This is a genomic window from Halolamina litorea, from assembly GCF_026616205.1.
GTDB classification, from domain to species: domain Archaea; phylum Halobacteriota; class Halobacteria; order Halobacteriales; family Haloferacaceae; genus Halolamina; species Halolamina litorea.
Genome location: NZ_JANHGR010000001.1, coordinates 1,517,237 through 1,536,122, shown reverse-complemented (window position 1 = coordinate 1,536,122; position 18,886 = coordinate 1,517,237). Strand labels below are relative to the sequence as shown.

The following is an 18,886-nucleotide window of genomic DNA, read 5'->3' as shown; positions in this document are numbered from 1 at the left end:
ATTGGCGACGGCGCCGTGTGGGCCGCCCTACTCGCTGGCCGTCGGCGTGGGTTCCCGGAGCGCGGTCTCGGCTTCGTTCTCCGTCGGGAACGGGCCGGCCGGCAGGTCCCCGACCGCGTCCCACTCGGCGTCGGTGACCAGCGCGTCGTCGATGCGCTCGCGGAGCGATTGCTCGTCGAACCCGGTCCCGATGACCACGTACTCGGTTCGGCGGTCGCCGTGCTCCTCGTCCCACTCAAGACTGGGACGGTTGGAGCGGTAGAGCTCCTGTTCGATCTCCGGGAGCGACGCGACCCACGGCCCGCGCGCGTTCACGCGCACGGACGATCCAGCTTGTCCCACGGTCTGTCGGAGGTCGTTGCCGGCGATCCAGAGCGTGCCCTTCGACCGGACGACGCCGTCGGGGAGGTCCCGGAGCACGTCGGCGATCCGCTCGGGGTGGAACGGCCGCCGTTGCCGGTAGGTGAACGAGGAGACGCCGTACACCTCGTCCGGGTGGCGGTGGCCGTAGTGGTCGTGGTCGTCGTCGTCACCGTGATCTTCGTCGTCGTGATCGTCCGCCAGCGCGCGTTTCCACCCCGGGAGGTCACTCACCTCGGCCTCGTCGAAGCGCTCGGTGTCGAGCAGCCACGCGGGATCGACCTCCGAGAAGCTGCTGCGGACGGTCTCGGCGTCGGGCTGGAGTGCGCCCACCAGCGCCTCGACCTCCTCGAGTTCCGCGTCGCTACAGAGGTCGGCCTTGTTCAACACGACCGCGTTCGACACCTCGATCTGTTCGACGAGGAGGTCCGAGAGCGGGCGGTCGTCCTCAGCGGCCGCGGTCCGCTCCGGGGTCCCCTCGCCGCCGAAGGTGTCGACGAACAGCCGCGCGTCGACGACGGTCACGAGGCCGTTCACGCGGTAGCGCGCGGCCGCGCGGGACTCGGTAGTGAACAGCCGTGCCACCGGCGCGGGCTCGGAGATGCCCGAGGACTCCACGACGAGGTGGTCGAACTCGTACTCGCGGGCCAACCGCGCCACGGCGGCTTCGAGGTCGTCCTGTAGCTCACAGCAGATACAGCCGTTCGAGAGCTCCTCGACGCCGCCGGCCACGTCGATGTCTGAGCCCTCCGCGACCAGTTCGGCGTCGACGTTCACGTCGCCCATGTCGTTGACGAGGACGGCGATGTCGCGGTCCCCCGCAGAGCCGAGGAGGTGGTTCAACAGCGTGGTCTTCCCCGCGCCGAGGCTTCCCGACAGCACGGTCACCGGGATGCGATCGCTCATGTGTGGGGGTTGCTGTCACCGGACTTCAGTCCCCCGGCCACCGGAAACACCACGTCAGCTTTTACCGCGTGAAGAAGTACCGCGCTGTATGGAGCTCGCAGAACGGATCGACCGCTACCTCGACACCCTCGACGAATGGCTCCGGGGGCTCTACCACGGCATGATCAGTCACCCGGCCTACGAGAAGATCGAGAAGGAGGCCGAAGACCTGGAGGACGCGTTCATGCTCGCCTGCTTCCCCGACGCCTTCGGCATCCCCTCGCCGGTGTCGTACTACACCGCCGAGTTGCTCCCCTACCTCGAAGCCGAGTTCGAGTCGTGGGAGCGCCGCCTCTGGGACCGTAACACCATGCTCGAACGCAAGGGCCAGCAGTACCACTTCTGATGGAGCCGTTCGTCTTCTTCGGCGGCAAGGGTGGTGTCGGCAAGACCACGGTCTCGTGTGCGTACGCGCGCAAATGCGCCGATGCGGGCGTGGAGACGCTCGTTGTCTCGACCGACCCGGCCCACTCCGTCTCGGACGTGTTCGACCAGCAGTTCGGCGACAGCCCCGAACCCGTCGCGGGGATCGACGGCCTGTCGGCTCTGGAGATCGACCCCGACGACGAGGTGACGGCTCATCTGGACGAGATCCGGACCCGGCTCTCCGATCAGGTCTCGGCGTCGATGGTCAACGAGATCAACAAACAACTCGAGATGGCCCACCAGACGCCCGGCGCCTACGAGTCGGCGCTGTTCGACCGCTTCGTCGACGTAATGCGCGACAGCGACCCCTACGACCGCATCGTCTTCGACACCGCCCCGACCGGCTCCACCCTGCGGCTGCTCGGCCTGCCGGAGTTCCTCGAGTCGTGGGTCGAGCGCCTGATGTACAAGCGTCGACAGAGCATCGACCTGTTCGAGAAGGCCGCCATCGGCAACAACGAACCTCGGCGCGTGATGGACGGCGACCCGGTGCTCCAGCGCCTGCAGGAGCGAAAGGAGTTCTTCGAGTTCGCCGGCGGCGCGCTCCGGGAGGACGCCGCCTTCTTCCTCGTGCTCAACCCGGACCAACTCTCGGTCAACGAGACCGAACGCGCCATCGCCGACATGAACCAGCAGGACCTCGGCGTGCGCGGGCTGATCGCCAACAAGCTCACACCCGCCCCCGACGACGACGAGGACGGCCGCGGCGCGCGCTACCTCCGGGACCGGATCGAGACCGAGCAGCAGCGCCTCGACCACGTCCGGGGGTCGCTCTCGCCGCCGCTGCTCGCCGAAATCGAGACCAGAACGCGGGAGGTGAAGGGGGACCTGCTCGGCGCGGTCGCCGAGGAACTCGCCGTCCCCGTCGACGCCGAGGAGCCGACGTTCGTCTGATTCTCGGCCGCCGACGTAGTTTCCCACGAACGTCTCTGAGAAGAACACCGAACGCTTAAGTCATGTACGACAATCTCTATCACGAAGGTACATTTCAAAATGACTCAAGTCATTTGGATTGTGGCCGCGGTGTTGATCACGTTCTCCGTGGGGTACGTCGGGTACTCACGGTACCTCTCGCAGTTCGTCGGCCTCAGCGACGAACGTGAGACGCCAGCCCACAAGTACGAAGACGGCCAGGAGTACGTACCGTCGAAGAAACCAGTGCTGCTCGGGCACCACTTCTCGAGCATCGCGGGCGGGGCGCCCATCGTCGGTCCGATCACCGCGGGCGCCATCTGGGGGTGGGTCCCGGCGCTCGCGTGGATCGCCATCGGGAACCCCCTGATGGGTGCGGTCCACGACTTCATTTCGCTGTCGGGCTCGATGCGACACGAGGGGAAGTCGATCGGTTACATCATCGGCGAGTACGTCGGTGAACGCGGGAAGAACCTCCTGCTGTGGTTCGCGTTCCTGACGATCATCCTCGTTGTCGGGGTGTTTGCCCTCGTCGTGGGCATCGTGCTCAACGCGTTCCCGTCGGCGGCGACGGCGAGTTTCGTCTACATCGCGCTGGCAGTGGTGTTCGGTATCTACCTCTACCAGTTCGACGCCCCGTTCATCCCCGGCACGGTCGTGTTCGTCGCCGGCGTGTTCGCGGGCGTCTGGTTCGGTATCAACAACCCGATGGCGCTGTTCCCGGCCGTCGAGGCCGGCACCTACCCCGAGGGAACGATCGTGCTGCTCGGCTTCCTGGGCAACGGTGCGTGGCTCCCGGGGGCGTCGATGGACCCGAGTGCCATCCTCACGCCCAACGTCGCCGCGTGGGTCCCGACGATCCTGATCTACGCCGCGATCGCGAGCGCGCTCCCGGTCTGGACGCTGCTCCAGCCGCGTGACTACCTCTCGTCGTTCCTGCTGTACGCTGGCGTCGGCGGCGCGCTGCTCGCGATCATCGTGGGCACGGTGTTCGGCACGTCGAGTGAACCGCTCGTGGTCGACAGCAGCATCGCGGCGTTCGAGGGGTTCCTCGGCGTCGACGCGGTGGCGCCGTTCCCGCTGTTCCCGATGTTGTTCGTCACGATCGCCTGCGGGACGATCAGCGGGTTCCACTCGCTGGTCTCCTCGGGCACGACGGCCAAACAGCTCAATCAGGAGAGCGACGCCCGCCTGATCGGCTACGGCGGAATGCTCGGTGAAGGGCTGCTCGCCGCGGTCGCGCTGTCGACGCTTGCCGTCGCCGGCGGGGCATCCGCCGCCGCGGGCGGCGGGATCGGCGGCGCGCTCCCGAACTTCGCCTCCGGCGGTGGGGTCATCCTCACCAGCCTCGGGCTCCCGGTGGAGTACGGCGCCCCGTTCATGGCGCTCGTCCTCGTGAGCTTCCTGCTCACGTCGACGGACACCGCCGCGCGCCTGGGTCGCTACATGATGGAAGAGATCATCGGCATGCCCGGCAGCGGCACCGATACCGGCCTCTCGGGCGGCGTCAGCTCGTTCGCCCGCGGTCGGTACACCAATCCGGTGATCCAGTGTGGGATCGCCTACGTGCTCGTCATCTCCGGCGAGTGGGCGACGCTGTGGACCCTGTTCGGCGGCGCGAACCAGCTGCTCGCGGCGCTGGCGCTGCTGACCGCGACGGTCTGGCTCGCCAACTGGGACGACTCCAAGCAGCTGATCAGCACGGGCGTCCCGATGGCCGTGATGGTCACCATCACGATCCTCGGGCTCTCGTGGGTCGCGTTCAAAGAGCAGCTCTACGACCAGCTGATCCAGGGCGGCGCCGGCGGGCTCGGAGCCCAAGTTTCGGCGTCGGTCCGGATCGTGCTCGCGTTGGTACTCATGTACCTCGCACTCTCGCTGGTCCAGATCGGCTACCAGAACATCAGTAGCGTCCGCGGTGGGAGCCAGCCCGCCGCCGAACCGAGCGACGACTGACCGGCCGTACCCCGGTCCCCCGCGTCCACTTTCCTCCGTCGACCGACTTACTGCCAGAAGCGCTTAGCGACCCGCGAGAGCAGCCCCTCGGAGGGCGGTTCGACGTCACCCCAGAGCGCGAATGCGTCGGCTACGTCGGCCTCCTGGCCCGCGGCGATCCGTTCGTCCTCGGGCGCGAGGACGACCAGCGTCACCTCGTAGTGGCCGTAGTAGCCGTAGCGCAGCAGCGTTCGGTCCCGGAACCCGTCGACGAACGACTCTACCTCGTCGGTGAGGTCCTCGGCGACGACGACGAACGTGAACGTCGTCTCGAAGTGCTCCTCGCTCGGGACGATCCAGTCGTCGGCGAGGTCGTGTCCCAGATCCACCAGCCGCTCCAGGTCGGCGACGGTCGGGCGGTCGATCCGCCGGGCGAACAGGTACTCCTCGGTGTCGTGGTCGGCGTAGCTCAGCGCCGGGTGGAAGAACTGCTTCTGGGTGCGGACCCGGTACTTCCCGTAGAGGTCGAAGCGCTCGTCCCCGACGGCGTAGTCCCGTTCGAGGTCGTAGCTGTACATCAACCGGTCGCTCACCCGGTCGAAGTACTTGTCCTCCCAGGACGGGACCTCCTCACGGATCTCGGCGGGAAGCTCCTCCGGGGCCGGTCCGCTCCCCTCGGCCGCGCCGCCGCTCGCTGGCTCGGCGTCGGGCGGTTCGCTGGTCATGAGCGTAGTTACCACACCGGGGTGAAAAGCCCGTCGTGTGTGCGCCGTGAGAACTATACGCGTTGCCCCGCAACGACAGGGTATGGCTGAAGAGGGACCGAAGGAGGCGTGTGGGCGCTGTTCGATGACCACCGTCGTCGATGCCGTGGACGGCGACGGCTCGCGGGACCCCTTCGGCGACGAGCGCATCGAGGTCGAGGAGTCCTCGATCCGGCGGGTCTCACCGGTCGCGTGGACCCGGACCGTCACCGAGCGGCTGAACGAGGCCGTGCAGCGACTGACGTACGGCCGCTGAGAGCGGAGCCGTCGACGCTGCTTTCTGTCGCCGGCTACACTTCTTCCAGAGTACCGCGAACCCGGTCTGCGACGAGGCCGAGGAGGTAGCCCGCGCCGAACGCCGCGCTTCCGAGGAGCACCGACGCGACCGCGTACACCGCCAGCCCGACCGGGTCGAACAGGAACGCCAGCCGTCCCGCGAGCGAGTGACTGGGCGAGAGGCCGAGGAACGCCCACTCCGCGCTGAAGCCGAGATAGGCCCCGAAGAGCGAGAGCCACGCGGGCAGCAATGCGCCGCGTTCGTAGCCGATCAGGCTGGCAACGACGGCGCCTGCGAGGGTTGCCTCGCCCGGAATCACGACGATACCGCCCGAGACGGCGAACACGTCGGTCGCGTAGGCGACGAACGTGCCCAGGAACAGTGCAGCGGCGGTGAGCACGCCGAGGTTCCGCTGGAAGCGATCACCGAACAGCACGTCTCGGGTGGAGGGGACCATACGGGCGCTGCGGAGCGGGAGAACAAATCGTTTGGGCAACAGAAGGGGGCGAGCGCGGTCGACTCCGATCAGCCCTGCCTGCTCAAGGCCGTCCGATCGCCCGTCGTTCGTAGTGTTTCGCTTCGTCTGCCCACCGAGCCAGTAGCTCCTGCGCCGGCTCCGGGATGTGGGCGCTCTCGTAGTTCTCGCCGGCGAACGCGGCCACGGCGTCGTAATCCGCGAAACGGATCTGGGTCACGAACTCCACCTCGTCGCCGTCGTCGCGTCGGAGCAGGTCGTAGCCCAGATACCCCTCGCCCGACATCGTCGCGAGCAGTCCGTCGTCGGGATCGGTGAGGAACGCCTCGTAGGCGTCGGCGTCCGCCGGATCGGTCCAGCCGTGCCAGACGCGGACGACGGTGTCGTCCTCGCTCACCGGGTGACCCCGTGTTCGAGCGTGCCGACGCCCTCGACCTCGATTTCGGCGTGGTCACCGTCCTCGAAGGGGCCGACGCCCTCCGGCGTACCGGTGGCGATCACGTCGCCCGGTTCGAGCGTGAGGTAGGTCGTGATCTCCTCGATCAGCGTCGGCACGTCGAACACCATCTGGTCGATGGTGGCCTCCTGTTCGACCTCGCCGTTGACGATGGTCCGGACCGTGGCGTCGTCGGCGACGTGCCCGGGGTCGGCGACGCAGGGGCCGATCGGTGCCGCGCCGTCGAACGCCTTGCCACGGACCCACTGGGACTCGCTGCGCTGGTCGTCGCGGTTCGACACGTCGTCGACGCAGGTGTAGCCGGCGACGTACTCCATCGCCTCGTCGGCGTCGACGTTCTTCGCCTGTTCGCCGATGACGACGCCGAGTTCGGCCTCCCACTCGACGCGCTCTTTCCCCGCCGGGAGCGTGACGGTGTCGCCGTGACCGGCGACGGTGTTCGGGCCCTTCAGGAACAGGAGTGGGCGATCCGGAACGTCGGCGTCGTGTTCCTCGGCGTGGGCGACGTAGTTGCGCCCGACGCAGACGACCTTGCTCGGTTCGGTGGGGGCGAGCAGGTCGACCTCCTCGAGGTCGTAGCGTTCGCCGGCGAAGGAGACGGCGTCGCCGTGCCACTCGCCGTGTCGTACCGCGCCGCTGGGGTCTCGGAAGCGTGCATGTCGCATCGCTCTGGGGGTCGTTCGCACGCGGCTAAGTCGTTCCGGCTTCGGCCATCGACGACATCGACGGCGGCTGACGAACGAACAGCTCGGACGCCGCGCTCAGCCCGACCAGCGGACGTGGAAGCCGTCGGCGCTGCGTGGCTCCTCGTACTCCACGTCGACGGTCTCGACCTCGGCACGGGGGCTGCCGGTGTGACACCAGCCGATCATCGACTCCACCGTCCGGGGGTCCCCCTCGAACACTGCCTCCACACGCCCGTCGTCGGTGTTCCGGACCCAGCCACTCACGCCCCGCTGTTTGGCCGTTTCCTCCGTGTTGGCCCGGTAGGCCACCCCCTGTACGTTGCCGCTGATGTGGACCCGGGCCCTGACGTACTCCTCGCTCATGTCGATTCGGTGGGGGGAGCGATACTTAACTGCGACGCCCGGCCGCGCCCCGAACCGGGCAGGCAAAGTAGCCCCGTACCGACCGGGCGGATATGGACTTGTTCGGAACCGCCGGTATCCGCGGCGACGCCCGCGAGACGGTGACGCCGTCGCTCGCCCAGCGTGTGGGGCAGGCGGCCGCCGCCGACGCGATCGAGGAGGAGAACGGCGCGGTGGAGTTCGTGGTCGCCCGCGACGGCCGCGTCACCGGCGAGGCGCTGGTCGACGCGATGGCCTCCGGGCTGACCTCGGCCGGCGCCGACGTGATCGAGATCGGGCAGGCACCAACGCCAGCGCTCGCCTACGCGAGCCAGGGGCGCTACGGCGTCGCCATCACGGCGTCGCACAACCCGCCTGAGGACAACGGGATCAAACTGTTCGTCGACGGCGAGGAGTACGGCGGCAAGGCCGAGGCCCGGATCGAGGATCGCATCGAGGCCGGCACCGAACCGACCGCGTGGGAGGACTGGGGCACCCGCGAGAGTGCCGCGGTGCTGCCCGAGTACCGCGAGGCCGTCGTCGACTACGCCGAGCGCTTCGGCGCCGACCTCGACGGTCTCCGCGTCGTCGTCGACTGCGGGAACGGGATGGCCGGTCTGGCAACGCCCGCCGTGCTCCGCGAACTGGGCGCGGAAGTCGTCACCCTCAACGGGAACGTCGACGGCCACTTCCCGGGCCGAGGGAGCAAGCCGACGGAAGCGACGCTCGGCGACTGTATCGACTTCCTCGACGACGGCGAGTTCGACCTCGGCATCGCCCACGACGGCGACGCCGACCGGATCGTCGTCCTCACCGGCGACGGCGACGTCGTCCACGAGGACACCGTACTGGCGATGCTCGCCGAAGAGTACGTCGCGGCCGCCGACTCGGAGGACCCGGCTACCGTGACGACGCCCAACGCCTCCGCTCGGATCGACGAGCGGGTGCGCGCCGCCGGCGGTCGTGTCGAGCGCGTCGCGCTCGGCTACCTCCACGACGGCATCGCGGACGCCCGCGAGGGCGGCGCCGACGTCGCCTTCGCCGCCGAGCCCTGGAAGCACGTCCACACCCGCTTTGGCGGCTGGATCGACGGCGTCGCCTCCGCGGCCGTGCTGGCCCGACTCGTCGCCGAGACCCCCCTCGCGGAGCGCCGCGAGCCGATCCGCGAACGCCCGTACACGAAGGTCAGCGTGCCGTGTGCCGACCACGCCAAGGTCGGCGCGATGGCTCGGCTGGCGGAGACGCTACCCGAACGCTTCCCCGAGGCGAGCGTCGACGACGAGTACGGCGTTCGACTGGAGCTTCCCGACGCCTCGTGGGTCCTCGTCCGCCCGAGCGGGACGGAGCCGTACCTCCGGATCTACGCCGAGAGCGACGACGTGGAGACGCTCGCGGGGGCTGCGGAGACGGTCGTCGAGGACGCCATCGAGGACGCTAGCGGGAACGCCCCCGAGAACACAGCCTAAACGGGGAACCGCGGACCTCGCCGCTACGCGACCAGCCGGTCGTGTTCGACCTTGATACAGCGATCCTGCACGAACTCCAGCCCGGCTTCCTCGGCCAGTTCGGCGGCCTCGTCGCTCGCGATTCCCAATTGGAGCCAGACTGCGCCGGCGTCGCTGCGGGCCTCGTGGCGCGCGATCACGTTCTCAACGACGCCCGGCGTCTCCTCGCTCGGCCGGAACACGTCGACGAGGTCGATCTCCTCATCGACCTCGTCGAGTGAGTCGTAGGCTTTCTCGCCGAGGATCTCGTCCGCGAAGGGGTTGATCGGGATGACTCGGTAGCCGTGGTCCTGGAGGTACTTCGGCACGTCGTGGGCCGGCTTCCCCGCACTGGTCGAGCAGCCGACGACCGCGATGGTGTCGGCGTCGAGCAGGGACCGCAGGCCGTCGTCGTCGGTGATGGGCATGGTCGGCGATTGGGTCGGTGCCCGCAAAAAGGAGCCGACTACGGCTCAGGCCTCGGCCAGGCGGACGACCGGCTCGCCGTCCTCGCCGACTTCGACGACGCCGTCGAACAGCTGTTTGAGGGTGTTGAGGGCCTGCTCGTCGTGGGCCGTCGAGTCGATGCAGTAGAGCCCGAGGCCGTCGACGCTCTGGACGCGGCCGGTGAACACGTGGAGGAAGCGAAACACCGTCTGGAGGTCCGAGTACATCAGCAGCGTCGTCAACGAGTGCAGCATGACGCGGTTGTGGGTGATGTTCCGGTCCTGGTGGAACGCCTGCAGGAACTCGGAGAGCTGGATCCCGATGCCGGTCATGTCCACCGGCGAGGAGGCGTACTTCACTCGGTCGCGTTCGGGTACGTCGTCACCCTGCTGTTTGGTGACGCAGTCGACGACGGCGACGGGACGGCTCTCGTAGGAGGTTCGTTGGGCGAACGCCTCGAGCATGCGGTCGCCGCTGTCTTTGGTGGTGACGATGATCGACCCCTCGCCCTGCTCGGTGCCGTTTGCCAGCAGATCCAGACAGAGGGCTCGCTTCCCGGAGAGCGGGGGCCCGGTGAACAGGATGTTGCTCCCGGGCTCGACCTCCGCATCGAGATGTGGGTGGAGGTCATACATCACGCGACAGATGGGGCCGGATGGGTTCCTGTAGTCGCACGATACAGCTTCAGCCCCAGAGTCATCGGACGGTTGGTAGGTACCCTTGACGCGCTATTATTCTTTGTGATTAGTGGTTGGTCCTCGACCCCGCCGTCGACGTCCACGGAGCGGAACAGAACCCGGAGAGGGAATCGAGGGGCTTAAGTGTAGGTCGGCGATATGATTTGGTACAGGGCGCTTAGCTCAGCCTGGACAGAGTACTTGGCTTCGGACCAAGCTGCCGCGGGTTCAAATCCTGCAGCGCCCATCATTCTGCGTGACACTTAGGAGTCAACAGACGGCGTCGACGTGTATATAAACCCTCTGCCGCTCTCAGCGTCGAGTTCATGATGCCACGTCATCCTCCTCTCCTCCGTCGTGCGATTCACTAGAGCTAACATGGGCCTATTCCATCTTAACTGTGCCGTTGTTTGAGAAAATTGACAAAGAGTGGCTCTCACTTTGAGCCAGCGCGCGTCACCTGCGTCCAAGCGAGTAGAGATTCTGGTGGCTGGTCGGGTCATCTGAGAACCACAACCACGACCGCGCGTGACATCCATCCATTTGGGTCAAGAACCGATGAGAAGGTTCCCTATCTGACCAAGGTCATAGTCCATTCCAGCGTCGTAGCCGTGCTCGCAACACTCTTTCAGTCCTTCACAACCTCATCCAGCGAATACGTCCGCACCAGTGGTTCCCCCTCACCTTCGCAGTATCCCGTATACTCCATCAACCCTATCTCGGCCATCTGCTTGTTGGGGTCAGCCTTCAACACATGTTCGTCTCCGCACAATCCGCAGTTGATTGTCAACTCGTCTTTGACGGGACCGACGTTATCCATATCGACCGAGCCGCCGGTCACGCGCTCAATGTCTTTTGACACCCATTCGTCGTGTCGGTCTTCCACACGCTCGAACTCCGAAGCCCCGCCCCGCGTCGTCACTATCCAATCACCCGTGTCGTGGTCTGAATGCATCCCGAAGACCATCTCTTCAGCCTCGTAGATGAACGAGATGACCTTGCTTCCCGTCCCGGGAGCGGACAACACCTCTTTGACCCGTCCGATTCGCTCGTCGTTCTGTAACACTTGGAACTCTTCCTCAGTGAGCGGCCGGTCGGGTAGGGCATCCACGTCAGGCTCGCCCGAAAGCCCAACCAACAGCTCCTCCTTTTCTTGTTCCGGACAGTCATGAAGTCGAAGGCGAGAGAGCGTTGCGAACTCCTCCCCGCAGGCCTCGCATTCCCGTACCATACACAACCGTGTATCTTCCCGTGAGTACACAGTTTCTATCTGATAAGAATATGCTAGAAATGACCTTCACATACCTGCTCTAGATTATTATGACACGCGTGAATCGATTTGTTCTCCAGCTGAGCTACGGGTCCTCTGGACGGGACAAGAGCAACCTGCCAGCCCCTTCTCTCTTCACCTGATTAATGATATGGAGTGATAGCAAAGCTGCACAGGCTACTCAGAAATTCTTGGGTATCGTCCTCTCTTCAGTCTACTATATTCTTTCCCTGCTATCTTCCAGAAGTTGGAACCTTCGTATTCCGAGATGTCCTGTTTCAAACGGTATGATACTAAGCCGTACATTCCCGGTGATATAGCCCTCAAAAGCCCTAGAAAAACGATTACTGGAACTTGCTTAGTTGAGCAAAGGCTAGAGTGATGGATGTAGAAAGCCGTAGTAAGCTCCCGGCGGCGCTCTGCCCTTGTTATCCGGCCGATAGAGACCACTAAGTCGGCGTTGTACTGACGAATTAATTCGGAATTCGTCTGAACTGTGTATTTTAGCAGAGCGTAGAACGGTAGTGCACCGCCCGGGAAGATGAGGGCACCGCTACTGAAAGCCCAACTAAGCACTGATATGCTTGTAGAGTAGGGATTATAGAGGCCGAACATTGCCAGCACCCCACCCAACAGGAAACCAACAAGAGTCAGAAGTGCGGAGACGGATTTGATGAAAGCATCTACCTCACTTGTCACCTTGATAGCCGTGTTCAGAGTCGTATCTGGTTCATAGCTCTGTGCTTCCGTTCTCGCTTCAATCGCTTTTTCAACAATTCTGCCGTTATCCCAATCTATCTGCTCTTCAATCCCCAAATCTCTGTAGGCGGAGACGTACCACGAGATGAAATCCTCCCTAATTGGTTCATACGCAACACGGTCGTATGTTGCTCTGTGGAGGGCTTTTGCGAGGTAATCCATACACGACCTCTGCTTAACAGAGTTCGATAACTTGTGGGAAGGTTTAACTATTTTGCCGGTGTTCGAACTGGTGAAATTCCACTACCTGCTGTCACTAAGTCTCCGTAGTAACCTGCATCGGTAACTTTCATGTTTAGAACTACACCAATGGTTGGTATGTCCTTTAGTAGTAACAGGACGATATCATTGGGCACGAACGACCGGAGTGAGTACCGTCTGTTCATCTCCCACTCGTGGGATTACAGCCAAGAATACGAGCGAATGGAGGAACTCCTTGACGATGCGAATTACTTCGAATATCGCAATTATAGTGTTCCGGAAGAAGATGCGATTGATGCCAATTCAGTAGAAGAATTGAAAGAGGAAATTCGTGAGGGCCAAATAAAACCGTCATCCGTTGTAGTCGTTCTTGCCGGTCTTTATTCATCGTACAGTGACTGGATTGGTCGCGAAGTACGAATCGCTGAAGAAGAGAACAAGCCCATAATCGGTGTCGAGCCATGGGGGAGCGACAATACCTCTGATTACGTCGAAAGACATGCGGATGAAATGGTCGGGTGGAACACTGATTCTATCGTCTCAGCAATCCGTGAATTGTCACCATGAGTGATGACGGCGATAGCGGGGACGGAGAATCAGGCTCGAAAGCCGACGGAAATCCAGCTCTTGAACAATGGAAGTTCTACGGGCAGTCAACCCAACAGGTGAGTAACCGGCGTCTCAAGAATAATCGATTCTACCTGCGACTGCTCATCGCTCTTCTTGGACTAGCTGGGATTGGGAGTAAGCTAGACTTCATCACCCCCATCGGGATATTCTTCATCGGTGCGATAGGCCTACCGTTCTGCGTCTTGTGGGTGTTCCACATCCTCTCTTATAAACAGTTGAACAGTGGGAAGTACCGTGTTCTACGGGAAATAGCCGAAGACCTACCGTATGACCCATTTCGTATGGAATGGGACCGGCTTAAGCAAGGTTCCGAAGCAGAGGTTTATATCAAGCATACAACCGTAGAAGTGTGGTGGCCTCGTGTGTTCGGGTTCTTTTATGCAGTTTTGATTCTATATGGTGGACTTTCCCTCATCGGAGGGTTGAACCTCTATTGGCCGGCGGTAATCGCTCTATCTCTACTCTGGAGTGGGTATGCTGTGCTGGTCATTAAAGGAAAAAGCCCCACGCAAAAATACTGGGACTATACGGGGGAGGGAAACTGACTGTTATTCTGCGTTGTCCACAATCGCTCGTACTATCGAGTTCCGCCGCCATCCGACCATCTCGTCTGCTACATCCTCAACCACGTTTGGCGTTTGTTCCGACCCATAAGGCTCGATGCCGACAATCGGCTTATCGAATTCTTCAGCGAGCTCAATCTCGTTTTGAATCCACTTTCGATGAGCGCTATACATTCCGGCAAGTACGAGAACAATTGATGTAGTTCGAATTTGGTCTTTGAGCCGTGACCGGAGGTGAGCTCCGTTCACGACATCGAGAGGGTCAGCGAGAGGGACACTATGGTTCTGCCATTCTAATTCTTCAAACCCATCAAGGAATTCGACCACTCTCTCATACTCTGCGGTGTAGTCCCAAGCGTGACTGATGAATATATTATACTGACGATTCCTCGGGTTTGGGCGCTGCTGAGATTGCCTTCCGGTTTTCGAGGTTGTTTCGCTAGTGGAACTGTCTGCCAGTCCCTGTAGAAGGTCAAGTAGAACTTTGAAAACAACGGCGCCGCCCGCCAGAATAAGGACCGCAATGACCCTCTGTGGGATTTCACTCTTGCTTTCGAGTAATTTCTCTACGAGTTCGTATCGAGTGACCAAGTATAGATTAGTATTTCCGGGCTCCCAGACTGCGATATCATCCTTGTTAGCCCAACTGGAGTGATGTACTCGCACGCCGGGTAGTACATCTGTGTAGGCGTCGAGATTTGGGGGTAGAGGGGAAACCTCATCCTGTTGAACCCACTTAATGGAGTTATTGTGTATAACATCCTGACGCAAGTCCCGCCATCTATCACCGGGGCGGTCCGGTAAGTCCATATATTAATCCTTGTCGTCGGGTGATGTATAGTTTGGTAAGAAGAGAAAGAGCCTCAATACAGTCATTCAGAAAATTCCCATTTCTTGAACATGACCGACTTCGATGACCTTGATATAGACACGGACCGTGTAACCGAGCACCCCCCAGATACTGACATTGACCAGTACATCGAGGACTGTAACTTCCGAATTGAGCGAATGAATTCCGATGGGCTCTGGATTTGTGCATACACAGATGACCCCAACGAACCAGACCATCACTACGACCTCACCGTAACGGACGATGGAGGCATCCACGTTACCCATCGAAAGGAAGGTTCGCCAGTCAACGACTGAAGGAACTGATACTCAAAGAACCCCGCTCCGGCTCCCCATCCAAAATACGGTATTGTGAGTCAACTATCTCTTTAACAACACTTATGCCAGAATATCCCGTGCTGGTTTCTACGAAAAGATGACCAAGATACTCCACGTCAGCGACACCCATCTCGGACTGCGACAGTACAGAAGCAACGTCAGGCGGTCCGATTTCGCGGACGCGTTCGACGCCGCCGTGGATATCGCCATCGACGAAGAAGTGGAAGCCGTCGTTCATACTGGCGACCTCTTCGACGACCCCTCTCCGAATGTTCCAACGGTAAATCGCTGTCTCGACGCTGTCTCGCGCTTGGACTCTGAGGACATCCCGTTTCTCGCCATCGTGGGGAATCACGAGCGCAAGCGGGACGAGCAGTGGATGGATATCGTCAAACGGTTCGGGAACACGGAGCGTCTCTCGCCGTCCCCAACCCGAGTCTCCGAAGCGGAGGGGGACAACCCTGTCAACGTGTTCGGGTTCGACGCGGTTCGTAACCCGCAGTGGGATAATTACGACTTCACTCTAGAAGAGCGAGCCGACGAAGACGCGGTAAACCTCCTCTGCATGCACGAGCTGTTCGAACCGTTGGTTCCCCCTCACAGGGGACAGCCCTACCATCTCGATGAATTTCTCGACCGCCTGAACTTCCTGCCAGACGGGCTAGCGTTGGGTGACTACCATTCGACCTGCAACACCGAGGTGAACGGTGTGAAAGCGTTCTATCCCGGGGCAACCGAGCGGACGAAGGTCTCCGAAAGCACCGACCCCTGTGTCTACGTGCTGGAAATAGCGGATGAGGACATCCAACTCCGAACGCGAACGATAGAGAGTGCAGGCCGAGACAACGTCCCCAGAGACTTCCTCGTCGTGAACGTGGAGTTCGAGGAGGGGCACGGAATCGACCACGTTGAGCGCCGAATCAACGAGGAGGCAGGTGGGGAGGACATCGCTGAGAAGGTCATCGTCGTCCGTCTCCGTGGCGTCGACGTTCCGGTCACGACCAACGACGTGTACAATCTACTCTCCCAAAGAGACGTGTCCGTCCCGCACGTCGACGACAGGCGGCAGGTCGATGCCGAGTTCGACTTCGAGTTTGACGAGGGGGACATCGACGACATCGACCAGATGATTGACGACGAACTTTCGGAGCTCTCCCTCTCTTCAATCTCTACTGAAGCGGAAGACCTCGTCCGCGACGAATCCGTCGACGACGGCGACATCCGAACCGAGATGAACCATCGAATCCGTGCGGCACAGGAAGAGGAGTTCGGGGAAGCTACGCTGGAGGAACGATAGATGCACTTCAAGTCACTCACGCTGGAAGACATACGGAGTTACGACGACGAAACAGTCGAATTCTCGGATGGGGAGAACCTCATCTTTGGACCCAATGGGGCGGGAAAGTCAACCATCCTGCAGGGCCTGTTCGGCGGCCTTTTCCAGACGAACATAACCAAGAAGAAGGTGAATAGTGAGTTCAACCTCGATGAACTCGTCCGTAAGCAGGAAGATTCTGGCCGTATCGAGCTCACGTTCGTCGTCGGCGGTGAGGAGTACACCGTCGAGTGGGTCATCGAAAAGACGTACGACGATGACGGAGAGGTTGATGGCGCGAAGACGAAAAGTGGCTATCCGAAGCTCTCCTCTCCAGCAATGGAAGAGACAATCTCTGGGTTTAGGGCAGTCCAGAGCGATATTCAGGAGATTGTCGGGATGGATGCTATCTCCTTCGTCAACTCGGTCTACGTCCAGCAAGGGGACATTACACGCCTCATCCATGCCGATACAGAGACCCGTCGAGGAATCCTCGATGGGCTGCTCGGCCTCGACCGGATGGACGAACTCATCGAGAGAGCCGATGACGTTCGACTCGAATACGGTCGGGCGAAGAGGCACGCAAAGTCTCGGAGAGAAGAGACGCAGAACCGCTTGGACGACCTCCCTGCCATCGATGACCTCGAAGAACAAATCGGAGACCTGCAAGAGGAGGAGTCCGAGCGGGAGGACGAAATCGCGGACCTCGAAGATACGCTCGAACGCCTAGAGGATAGGAAGGAGGATAACGAAGAAAAACTGGAGCGTATCGAGGAACTCGAAGGCGAAATCGACGAAGTAGAGAAAAAACTCGGCCAAGCGCGTGACGACCGTGACGAGTACGAGGGAGACCTTACTGAGGAGAAATCGACGAGGTCCGAGTTAGAATCGAAACTCGACGAAGCGGAGGGGTCACTCGTCGATGCCCGGAGCGTCGAGGTCGTCGATGATATCGACCTATCCGACCACGAGTCTGCGGAAGAACAACTCCAGCAGGCTCGTGAGGAGGCAGAGGATGCCCGTTCTACCGTCCAGTCGATTGAACAGGGAGAGATATCCAATATTGAGAACGACCTCGACCATCTCGAACGGGACATCGAAAGCACCGTCGGAGAAATTCGCGAAAGCTGGTCAGCCATCAATAAGGGCCAGAACGAGAAGGAGAACGCCGAAGAGGAACGCGAGGAAGCCGAGGAGCGTGTCGACGAGCTCGAAGCCGAACTGGCTGAGATGCGCGCGACTATCGGTGAACTCGCGTCAGAGCTCGACATTCCTTCGGACGAATCTCTCGATACGGTGGCGGAAGACCGTATACCGGGGAAACGTGAGGAACTGAGTAACCGGCGCGAAGAGGTACGTCAGACCATCGGGGAACTTGAGACGCTGGAAGAGCAGGTAGACCAACTCACTGTATCTGGTCGCTGTCCCGTGTGCAAGGCCAACGAGGAAGCACACGACATCGATGCCGAATCCGTAGCTGAAGAGCACCGCAGCGAACTGCAGGATGCGAAGGACGAACTTGCCGAACTCGACGCCACAAAGGATTCTCTAGAGGAATTGGAAACCAAAGTCAACGATGCACGAGAACTCAGAGACAACGACCTCGATGATGCTCGGCAAGCGGTAGAAGACGGCGAATCCGCAGTAGCAGAGGCTGAAGCGGATATCGAAGATGCGCAGGAAGAGCTTCAATCACTCAGCGAGGACCTCGCGAAGCACAAGGCAGAACGCGAGGAGAAAGAGAGCGAACTTCGTGACGCGAAAGAGCGGCTCCGCGAAGCCGAGGAGCACGTCGATGAGGCAGAAGAGAAGGAAGCAGCGGTAGAGACGGTAGTTGAGTGGTTCGAGGAAGTCTCGGAGCTCCGTGATGATATCCAGCAGTGCGACGAGAACATCGGGAACCTCTCAAAGCTCCTTGAACAGGCGGAGGAGCGGGTGGATGAACTCGAAGAAGACAAAGAAGAGCTCGAAGACGAACTCGGTGACCTCGATGGGGAGGAACTCCGGGAAGAGATTTCGGAAATCGAGGGATACATCGATGAGTACGAGTCCGACAAAGCCGATGCTGAAGAGCGGCTCGAAGACGTGAAGGGAGAAATCGTCGAGCATCGCCAGACCAAGGAACAGGTACGAGAGGAGAAGGAACGCAAGGCAATGCTCGACGAACAGGTCACGTGGGCCGCAGAACACGTCGAAGAGGCCGAGCAGTTGCAGGAGGCCTACAAGACGGTTCGAGGCAAGCTTCGCAAACGCAACCTTGCGAAGCTCAACAAGTACACCAACGAGATGTTCTCCGAACTCTACCAGAGCCAGTCGTACCGCGGGGTTCGGATTGACAAGAAGTACAACATCCATCTCGTGACCTCGGATAACGAACTTCTCGAACCAGAGCTCTCCAGCGGGGGAGAGTCGACAATCCTCAACCTCGCCCTCCGCGCAGGCGTCTATCGCATCATCGCCGAACGCGAAGGTGTGGCCGGTGCAGCGCTCCCGCCGTTCATCCTTGACGAGCCAACGACGTTCCTCGACGAAGACCACGTCGGCGAACTCCAGACCATGATTGACACCATCAGCGAGTGGGACGTTCCGCAGGTCCTCGTGGTGAGCCACGATGAACACCTCATCGAGAACAGCGACAGGGCGATTCAGGTCGCGAAGAACCCGTCGACGGAGACGAGCAAAATCATCCGACCTGATGAAGCGGAACAGGTGGTCTGACGTGAGGGGCCAGACAGCACTACTCCGAGGTGGTCGT

Annotated in this window: 21 protein-coding genes and 1 tRNA gene; 11 read left to right on the top strand and 11 right to left on the bottom strand. The window is 61.4% G+C overall.

What is annotated here, in order from left to right:
• Window positions 1-27 precede the first annotated feature (27 nt).
• Complete coding sequence (locus NO998_RS07990) at window positions 28-1,266, bottom strand: CobW family GTP-binding protein (protein WP_267646582.1); 1,239 nt, start codon at window positions 1,264-1,266, stop codon at window positions 28-30.
• An 88-nt stretch (window positions 1,267-1,354) separates the two neighbouring features.
• On the opposite strand from NO998_RS07990, the gene NO998_RS07985 reads away from it, so the two are divergent.
• The 3 genes from NO998_RS07985 to NO998_RS07975 all read left to right on the top strand — a co-directional run bounded on the left by NO998_RS07985 (window position 1,355) and on the right by NO998_RS07975 (window position 4,599).
• Window positions 1,355-1,651: a DUF7990 family protein gene (locus NO998_RS07985; RefSeq protein ID WP_267646581.1), complete on the top strand. Its 297-nt coding sequence runs from the start codon at window positions 1,355-1,357 to the stop codon at window positions 1,649-1,651.
• Window positions 1,651-2,625 carry an ArsA family ATPase gene (locus NO998_RS07980; protein WP_267646580.1) on the top strand — a complete coding sequence of 325 codons (975 nt, stop codon included), beginning with the start codon at window positions 1,651-1,653 and terminating at the stop codon, window positions 2,623-2,625. Before NO998_RS07985 ends, NO998_RS07980 begins: the two co-directional genes overlap by 1 nt.
• A 99-nt stretch (window positions 2,626-2,724) precedes the next feature.
• Window positions 2,725-4,599 carry a carbon starvation CstA family protein gene (locus tag NO998_RS07975; protein ID WP_267646579.1) on the top strand — a complete coding sequence of 625 codons (1,875 nt, stop codon included), beginning with the start codon at window positions 2,725-2,727 and terminating at the stop codon, window positions 4,597-4,599.
• A gap of 47 nt (window positions 4,600-4,646) precedes the next feature.
• Here NO998_RS07975 and NO998_RS07970 read toward each other — a convergent pair whose 3' ends face one another.
• Window positions 4,647-5,303, bottom strand: a complete 657-nt coding sequence (locus tag NO998_RS07970) for a DUF8052 family protein (protein ID WP_267646578.1) — start codon at window positions 5,301-5,303, stop codon at window positions 4,647-4,649.
• 82 nt (window positions 5,304-5,385) lie between these two features.
• Here NO998_RS07970 and NO998_RS07965 point away from each other — a divergent pair, with 82 nt between their 5' ends.
• The gene (locus tag NO998_RS07965; protein ID WP_267646577.1) at window positions 5,386-5,598 is read left to right on the top strand and encodes a DUF8007 family protein; all 213 of its coding nucleotides are present in this window, start codon (window positions 5,386-5,388) and stop codon (window positions 5,596-5,598) included.
• Window positions 5,599-5,632: 34 nt separating this feature from the next.
• Here the strand turns inward: NO998_RS07965 and NO998_RS07960 are convergent, their stop codons facing one another.
• The 4 genes from NO998_RS07960 to NO998_RS07945 form a co-directional block, all read right to left on the bottom strand.
• On the bottom strand, window positions 5,633-6,076 hold the full coding sequence (locus tag NO998_RS07960) for a hypothetical protein (protein WP_267646576.1): 444 nt from the start codon (window positions 6,074-6,076) through the stop codon (window positions 5,633-5,635).
• Between the two features lie 82 nt (window positions 6,077-6,158).
• Window positions 6,159-6,491 carry an antibiotic biosynthesis monooxygenase gene (locus tag NO998_RS07955; RefSeq protein WP_267646575.1) on the bottom strand — a complete coding sequence of 111 codons (333 nt, stop codon included), beginning with the start codon at window positions 6,489-6,491 and terminating at the stop codon, window positions 6,159-6,161.
• Entirely contained in the window at window positions 6,488-7,216 is a 729-nt protein-coding gene (locus NO998_RS07950; protein ID WP_267646574.1) for a fumarylacetoacetate hydrolase family protein, read from the bottom strand. Before NO998_RS07950 ends, NO998_RS07955 begins: the two co-directional genes overlap by 4 nt.
• Window positions 7,217-7,312: 96 nt before the next feature.
• Window positions 7,313-7,600 carry an acylphosphatase gene (locus NO998_RS07945; protein WP_267646573.1) on the bottom strand — a complete coding sequence of 96 codons (288 nt, stop codon included), beginning with the start codon at window positions 7,598-7,600 and terminating at the stop codon, window positions 7,313-7,315.
• A gap of 92 nt (window positions 7,601-7,692) precedes the next feature.
• Between NO998_RS07945 and NO998_RS07940 the strand changes: the two genes are divergently transcribed.
• Window positions 7,693-9,084 carry a phosphohexomutase domain-containing protein gene (locus NO998_RS07940; protein WP_267646572.1) on the top strand — a complete coding sequence of 464 codons (1,392 nt, stop codon included), beginning with the start codon at window positions 7,693-7,695 and terminating at the stop codon, window positions 9,082-9,084.
• 23 nt (window positions 9,085-9,107) lie between these two features.
• On the opposite strand, the gene NO998_RS07935 is transcribed toward NO998_RS07940, so the two are convergent.
• Window positions 9,108-9,530: a CoA-binding protein gene (locus NO998_RS07935; RefSeq protein WP_267646571.1), complete on the bottom strand. Its 423-nt coding sequence runs from the start codon at window positions 9,528-9,530 to the stop codon at window positions 9,108-9,110.
• A gap of 45 nt (window positions 9,531-9,575) precedes the next feature.
• Window positions 9,576-10,184 (bottom strand): RAD55 family ATPase, encoded by a 609-nt coding sequence (locus NO998_RS07930; RefSeq protein ID WP_267646570.1) that lies wholly within the window; start codon window positions 10,182-10,184, stop codon window positions 9,576-9,578.
• A gap of 214 nt (window positions 10,185-10,398) precedes the next feature.
• Here NO998_RS07930 and NO998_RS07925 point away from each other — a divergent pair.
• A tRNA-Arg gene (locus tag NO998_RS07925) sits at window positions 10,399-10,473 on the top strand.
• A 381-nt stretch (window positions 10,474-10,854) separates the two neighbouring features.
• Here NO998_RS07925 and NO998_RS07920 read toward each other — a convergent pair.
• Window positions 10,855-11,457 carry a DUF7964 domain-containing protein gene (locus NO998_RS07920; protein WP_267646569.1) on the bottom strand — a complete coding sequence of 201 codons (603 nt, stop codon included), beginning with the start codon at window positions 11,455-11,457 and terminating at the stop codon, window positions 10,855-10,857.
• 216 nt (window positions 11,458-11,673) lie between these two features.
• The gene (locus NO998_RS07915; protein WP_267646568.1) at window positions 11,674-12,417 is read right to left on the bottom strand and encodes a hypothetical protein; all 744 of its coding nucleotides are present in this window, start codon (window positions 12,415-12,417) and stop codon (window positions 11,674-11,676) included.
• A 147-nt stretch (window positions 12,418-12,564) separates the two neighbouring features.
• On the opposite strand from NO998_RS07915, the gene NO998_RS07910 reads away from it, so the two are divergent.
• Complete coding sequence (locus NO998_RS07910) at window positions 12,565-13,023, top strand: TIR domain-containing protein (protein ID WP_321169525.1); 459 nt, start codon at window positions 12,565-12,567, stop codon at window positions 13,021-13,023.
• On the top strand, window positions 13,020-13,631 hold the full coding sequence (locus NO998_RS07905) for a RipA family octameric membrane protein (protein ID WP_267646566.1): 612 nt from the start codon (window positions 13,020-13,022) through the stop codon (window positions 13,629-13,631). The genes NO998_RS07910 and NO998_RS07905 overlap by 4 nt, the downstream gene beginning before the upstream one ends.
• 3 nt (window positions 13,632-13,634) lie before the next feature.
• On the opposite strand, the gene NO998_RS07900 is transcribed toward NO998_RS07905, so the two are convergent.
• Window positions 13,635-14,459: a TIR domain-containing protein gene (locus tag NO998_RS07900; RefSeq protein ID WP_267646565.1), complete on the bottom strand. Its 825-nt coding sequence runs from the start codon at window positions 14,457-14,459 to the stop codon at window positions 13,635-13,637.
• A 90-nt stretch (window positions 14,460-14,549) separates the two neighbouring features.
• On the opposite strand from NO998_RS07900, the gene NO998_RS07895 reads away from it, so the two are divergent.
• From NO998_RS07895 to NO998_RS07885, 3 genes are all read left to right on the top strand, one after another.
• Window positions 14,550-14,795, top strand: a complete 246-nt coding sequence (locus NO998_RS07895) for a hypothetical protein (RefSeq protein WP_267646564.1) — start codon at window positions 14,550-14,552, stop codon at window positions 14,793-14,795.
• A 118-nt stretch (window positions 14,796-14,913) separates the two neighbouring features.
• Window positions 14,914-16,113: a metallophosphoesterase family protein gene (locus tag NO998_RS07890; RefSeq protein ID WP_267646563.1), complete on the top strand. Its 1,200-nt coding sequence runs from the start codon at window positions 14,914-14,916 to the stop codon at window positions 16,111-16,113.
• Window positions 16,114-18,849 (top strand): AAA family ATPase, encoded by a 2,736-nt coding sequence (locus NO998_RS07885; RefSeq protein WP_267646562.1) that lies wholly within the window; start codon window positions 16,114-16,116, stop codon window positions 18,847-18,849.
• Window positions 18,850-18,886 lie beyond the last annotated feature (37 nt).

What these genes read in the sequence shown, in the direction of transcription:
- NO998_RS07920 (WP_267646569.1), bottom strand. Translation starts at nt 11,457, where the DNA reads ATGGTACGGGAATGCGAGGCCTGCGGGGAGGAGTTCGCAACGCTCTCT.
- NO998_RS07945 (WP_267646573.1), bottom strand. Translation starts at nt 7,600, where the DNA reads ATGAGCGAGGAGTACGTCAGGGCCCGGGTCCACATCAGCGGCAACGTA.
- NO998_RS07895 (WP_267646564.1), top strand. Translation starts at nt 14,550, where the DNA reads ATGACCGACTTCGATGACCTTGATATAGACACGGACCGTGTAACCGAG.
- NO998_RS07930 (WP_267646570.1), bottom strand. Translation starts at nt 10,184, where the DNA reads ATGTATGACCTCCACCCACATCTCGATGCGGAGGTCGAGCCCGGGAGC.
- NO998_RS07980 (WP_267646580.1), top strand. Translation starts at nt 1,651, where the DNA reads ATGGAGCCGTTCGTCTTCTTCGGCGGCAAGGGTGGTGTCGGCAAGACC.
- NO998_RS07965 (WP_267646577.1), top strand. Translation starts at nt 5,386, where the DNA reads ATGGCTGAAGAGGGACCGAAGGAGGCGTGTGGGCGCTGTTCGATGACC.
- NO998_RS07935 (WP_267646571.1), bottom strand. Translation starts at nt 9,530, where the DNA reads ATGCCCATCACCGACGACGACGGCCTGCGGTCCCTGCTCGACGCCGAC.
- NO998_RS07905 (WP_267646566.1), top strand. Translation starts at nt 13,020, where the DNA reads ATGAGTGATGACGGCGATAGCGGGGACGGAGAATCAGGCTCGAAAGCC.
- NO998_RS07890 (WP_267646563.1), top strand. Translation starts at nt 14,914, where the DNA reads ATGACCAAGATACTCCACGTCAGCGACACCCATCTCGGACTGCGACAG.
- NO998_RS07985 (WP_267646581.1), top strand. Translation starts at nt 1,355, where the DNA reads ATGGAGCTCGCAGAACGGATCGACCGCTACCTCGACACCCTCGACGAA.
- NO998_RS07915 (WP_267646568.1), bottom strand. Translation starts at nt 12,417, where the DNA reads ATGGATTACCTCGCAAAAGCCCTCCACAGAGCAACATACGACCGTGTT.
- NO998_RS07910 (WP_321169525.1), top strand. Translation starts at nt 12,565, where the DNA reads ATGGTTGGTATGTCCTTTAGTAGTAACAGGACGATATCATTGGGCACG.
- NO998_RS07975 (WP_267646579.1), top strand. Translation starts at nt 2,725, where the DNA reads ATGACTCAAGTCATTTGGATTGTGGCCGCGGTGTTGATCACGTTCTCC.
- NO998_RS07990 (WP_267646582.1), bottom strand. Translation starts at nt 1,266, where the DNA reads ATGAGCGATCGCATCCCGGTGACCGTGCTGTCGGGAAGCCTCGGCGCG.
- NO998_RS07970 (WP_267646578.1), bottom strand. Translation starts at nt 5,303, where the DNA reads ATGACCAGCGAACCGCCCGACGCCGAGCCAGCGAGCGGCGGCGCGGCC.
- NO998_RS07900 (WP_267646565.1), bottom strand. Translation starts at nt 14,459, where the DNA reads ATGGACTTACCGGACCGCCCCGGTGATAGATGGCGGGACTTGCGTCAG.
- NO998_RS07940 (WP_267646572.1), top strand. Translation starts at nt 7,693, where the DNA reads ATGGACTTGTTCGGAACCGCCGGTATCCGCGGCGACGCCCGCGAGACG.
- NO998_RS07950 (WP_267646574.1), bottom strand. Translation starts at nt 7,216, where the DNA reads ATGCGACATGCACGCTTCCGAGACCCCAGCGGCGCGGTACGACACGGC.
- NO998_RS07960 (WP_267646576.1), bottom strand. Translation starts at nt 6,076, where the DNA reads ATGGTCCCCTCCACCCGAGACGTGCTGTTCGGTGATCGCTTCCAGCGG.
- NO998_RS07885 (WP_267646562.1), top strand. Translation starts at nt 16,114, where the DNA reads ATGCACTTCAAGTCACTCACGCTGGAAGACATACGGAGTTACGACGAC.